Source organism: Streptomyces sp. LS1784 (genome assembly GCF_020103755.1).
In the GTDB taxonomy this organism is placed as follows: domain Bacteria; phylum Actinomycetota; class Actinomycetes; order Streptomycetales; family Streptomycetaceae; genus Kitasatospora.
Window position 1 is genome coordinate 1 of the sequence record NZ_JAHSQD010000702.1, and the last position, 3,762, is coordinate 3,762.

Sequence of the window (3,762 nt, forward strand, 5' to 3'; positions counted from 1 at the left end):
GCCGACCCCCGCCTCCCGGGCGGCGGCCAGCGCGGCCGCGGTGGCCGGGGCGAGCCCGCCGACCCCGTCGGCCTGCTGACGGATCTCCAGCGCGCGGGCGGACGCGGTGAGTTCGACGGCGAGGATGCGGCCGAGGTTGGCCACCGCCTGGCGCAGCTTGCGCGCGGCCGACCAGCCCATCGACACGTGGTCCTCCTGCATCGCGGAGGACGGGATCGAGTCGACCGAGGCCGGGACGGCGAGCCGCTTGTTCTCGCTGACCAGCGCCGCCTGGGTGTACTGGGCGATCATCAGACCGGAGTCCACGCCCGGGTCGTCGGCCAGGAAGGCCGGCAGGCCGTGCGAGCGGGCCTTGTCGAGCAGCCGGTCGGTGCGGCGCTCGGAGATCGAGCCGAGGTCGGCGGCGGCGATGGCGAGGAAGTCCAGCACGTACGCGACCGGGGCGCCGTGGAAGTTGCCGTTGGACTCCACCCGGCCGTCCGGCAGCACCACCGGGTTGTCGACCGAGGCGGCCAGCTCGCGCGAGGCGACCAGCTGGGCGTGCGCGAGGGTGTCCCGGCCGGCGCCGGCCACCTGCGGGGCGCAGCGGATCGAGTACGCGTCCTGGACCCGTGGGGCGTCGTCCTGGTGGTGGCCGGTGAGGCCGGAGCCCTTGAGGACGGCGAGCATGTTGGCGGCGCTCAGCGCCTGGCCCGGGTGCGGGCGGATCGGGGCGTGCAGCTCGGGGGCGAGCACCTTGTCGGTGCCGAGCAGCGCCTCCAGGCTCATCGCGGCGGTGATGTCGGCGGTGGTGAACAGCCGCTGGAGGTCGGCGATGGCCATCACCAGCATGCCGAGCATGCCGTCGGTGCCGTTGATGAGGGCGAGGCCCTCCTTCTCCAGCAGCTCGACCGGCTCGATCCCGGCGGCGGCGAGCAGCTCGGCGGCGGGCTTCTCCACGCCGTCCGGGCCGGTGGCGGTGCCCTCGCCCATCAGGACCAGCGCGCAGTGCGACAGCGGCGCGAGGTCGCCGGAGCAGCCGAGCGAGCCGAACTCCCGCACCACCGGGGTGATGCCCGCGTTGAGCAGGGCGGCCATGGTCTGCGCGACCAGCGGCCGGACGCCGGTGCGGCCGGAGGCCAGCGTCTTCATCCGCAGGAACATCAGCGCGCGGACCACCTCGCGCTCGACGACCGGCCCCATGCCGGCGGCGTGCGAGCGCACCAGCGACCGCTGCAGCTGGGCGCGCAGCTCGGGGCTGATGTGGCGCACGGCGAGCGCGCCGAAGCCGGTCGACACGCCGTAGACGGGGCGCGGCTCGGCCGCGAGGGCGTCGATCCGCGCACGGGCGGCCGCCATCTCGGCCTGGGCGTCGGGACCGATCTCGACCCGGGCGTTGCCCCGGGCGACGGCCAGGACGTCCTCGGCGCTGACGTCGGCCTTGCCGACCAGGACCAGCGGAGCGTCGGGGGCCACAGCACTGTGCATATCCATATACACCATCACATCAGGTGAATGAAGATATGACAACAGGTGCTCGCCATCCGGATTCTCCGCCCTCCGGATCGGCGCCGCACACCGCGACCCCCGGCCGCCCCTCCGCCCGTCACCCCACCAGCTCGGCCTCGATCAGGGCCACCGCCCGGGCAGTGCCCCCCTCGGCCCGCCCGGCGGCGGACAACCCGCGCAGCCGCTCGGCCACCGCCGGGTCGCCGACCAGCTCCAGCAGGGCGGCGCGCAGCGCCTCCGCGGTGGCCTGCTCGGTGTCCAGCCGGCGGGCGACGCCGAGGCCCACCAGCGCGTCCGCGTTGGCGAACTGGTCGGCGGCCTGCGGCACCGCGATCATCGGCACGGCATGGAACAGCCCCTCGCTGGAGCCGCCCATGCCCGCGTGGGTGACGAAGGCGTCCGCCTGGGAGAGCACCGACAGCTGCGGCACCCACCGGTGCACCTCGACGCTGTCCGGCACCTCGCCGAGCTCGGCCGGGTCGGTGTGCTTGCCGATCTGGAGCACGGTGTGCCAGCCCGGCAGCTCGCCGAAGGCCTGGACGCAGGCCCGGTAGAACGCCGGATGGTGGGTGAACGCCGAGCCGAGCGACACCAGCAGCACCTTCTCGGCGCCGGCCGGCCGCTGCCACCGGCCCTGGTGGGCCCGATCGCCGAAGCAGGGCCCGACGAAGGTGAAGCGCCGGTCGTCGACCCGGTCGGCGTTGGGCTGGAGCGCGCGCGGGACGAGCGCGACGCACCGGTCGGGGCGGCCCTTGAAGGCCTCCACGTCGCGCTCCACCGCGCCGGCCTCGGCCAGCCAGTCGGCGAACCGGCGGTAGTGCTCGGGGCCGCCGGGGCCGTTGCGGGTGGCCTCGAAGACCGCGGCCAGGTCCTCCTCGATGCCCTCCCAGCCGACGAAGGTGGAGGACAGCTGCACCACCGGCACGCCCAGCCGTTCGCCGAGCGCCCGTCCGGCGAAGCCCGCGATGTCGTAGAGCACCAGGTCGGGGCGGTCGTCCTCGAAGACCTCCAGCATGGCGGACCACATCGACAGGGTGTCGTCCAGGAAGACGTCCTGGATCGCCACCGGGTCCTCCGGCCAACCATCCGGGTCGTCGGCGAGCGGAAGCTTCGTCGGGTACGGGACGAAGGCCGCGCCGGTGGACTCGACGATCTCCCGGAAGGAGGGGTCGTTGACGTAGCTGACCCGGTGGCCCCGGGCGACCAGCTCGGTGATCACGGCGAGGCTGGGGTTGACGTGCCCGTGGGCCGGGACGGAGACCATCAGGATGTGTGCGGGGCGGTTCACGGGCACCTCCGGGGATAGCGACTGAGACGAGACGGGCCGTCTCGCGGCGTCTTGAGAAGACAATACGTCTCGTCTCGCCGTTTCGCATAGAATTTTTTCCATGGCTTCCAGAACCGCCCCCGACCCCGCCCGCCGCAGCGAGCGCGCACGCGCCGCCGTCCTCACCGCGGCCACCGAACTCGTCGCCGAAGTCGGCTACGGCAAGCTGACCATCGAGGCGATCGCCGCCCGGGCCGGCGTCGGCAAGCAGACCATCTACCGGTGGTGGCCCTCGAAGGGCGCCGTCGTCTTCGACGCCTTCCTCGCCGCCGGCGAGCACGACGGCGGCCTCGCGCTGCCCGACACCGGTGACCTCGCCACCGACCTGCGCGCCGTCCTGCGCCCCACCAGCGACGAGCTCAGCGACCCCGGCACCGACCGCACCTACCGGGCGCTCGTCGCCGAGATCCTCAACGACCCGGCGCTGCACGCCGAGTACCGCACCCGCCTGCTGGACCCGCTGCTGGAGATCACCCGCGACCGCCTCCGCAGCGCCCGCGAGGCCGGCCAGATCGCCCCCGACGCCGACCTCGACCTGGCCGTCGAACTCGTCTACGGCCCCCTCTACTACCGCTGGCAGTACCGGCTCGGCCCGCTCACCCACGAGCACGCCGACCGCCTGGTCGACGCCGCCCTCCGGGCACTCGACCCGCCCACCGGCGTCAGCGGCGGCCCCGGCGCCTGAACCAGAACACGGCCACCACCGCGATCAGCACACAGAGCAGCAGCACGACGGCGAACCAGGTGAACAGCCCGCCGAACCCGCCGTGGGAGCCGTGCCGGGCCCTGCGCTTCTTCGACCCGGACAGCGCGGACTCCGTGACCCGGTGCACCCCGGCGGCGGTCCGCAGCTGAGGCGTCCGCTCGGACACCGTCCGCACCGCCCCGGCCGTCCGCACCAGCGGCGCCGCCGACGCGGGGGCGGCGCCCGCCACCGCGCCCCCGAG

At 74.3% G+C, this 3,762-nt stretch carries 4 protein-coding genes; 1 reads left to right on the plus strand and 3 read right to left on the minus strand.

The annotated features are described in order from the left end of the window. Together hutH and KS423_RS40860 are read right to left on the minus strand one after the other, a co-directional pair. The coding region (hutH, locus tag KS423_RS40855) for a histidine ammonia-lyase (RefSeq protein ID WP_224284791.1) at positions 1–1,467 on the minus strand (1,467 nt) is incomplete at its 3' end. Between the two features lie 118 nt (positions 1,468–1,585). Continuing rightward, positions 1,586–2,752: a macrolide family glycosyltransferase gene (locus tag KS423_RS40860; protein ID WP_224284794.1), complete on the minus strand. Its 1,167-nt coding sequence runs from the start codon at positions 2,750–2,752 to the stop codon at positions 1,586–1,588. Positions 2,753–2,876: 124 nt separating this feature from the next. Between KS423_RS40860 and KS423_RS40865 the strand changes: the two genes are divergently transcribed. After that, on the plus strand, positions 2,877–3,500 hold the full coding sequence (locus KS423_RS40865) for a TetR/AcrR family transcriptional regulator (protein ID WP_224284792.1): 624 nt from the start codon (positions 2,877–2,879) through the stop codon (positions 3,498–3,500). On the opposite strand, the gene KS423_RS40870 is transcribed toward KS423_RS40865, so the two are convergent. Further along, positions 3,478–3,762 (minus strand): hypothetical protein (locus tag KS423_RS40870; protein WP_224284793.1); only part of this gene is annotated, 285 nt, incomplete at its 5' end. The two genes, KS423_RS40865 and KS423_RS40870, sit on opposite strands and share 23 nt — an antisense overlap.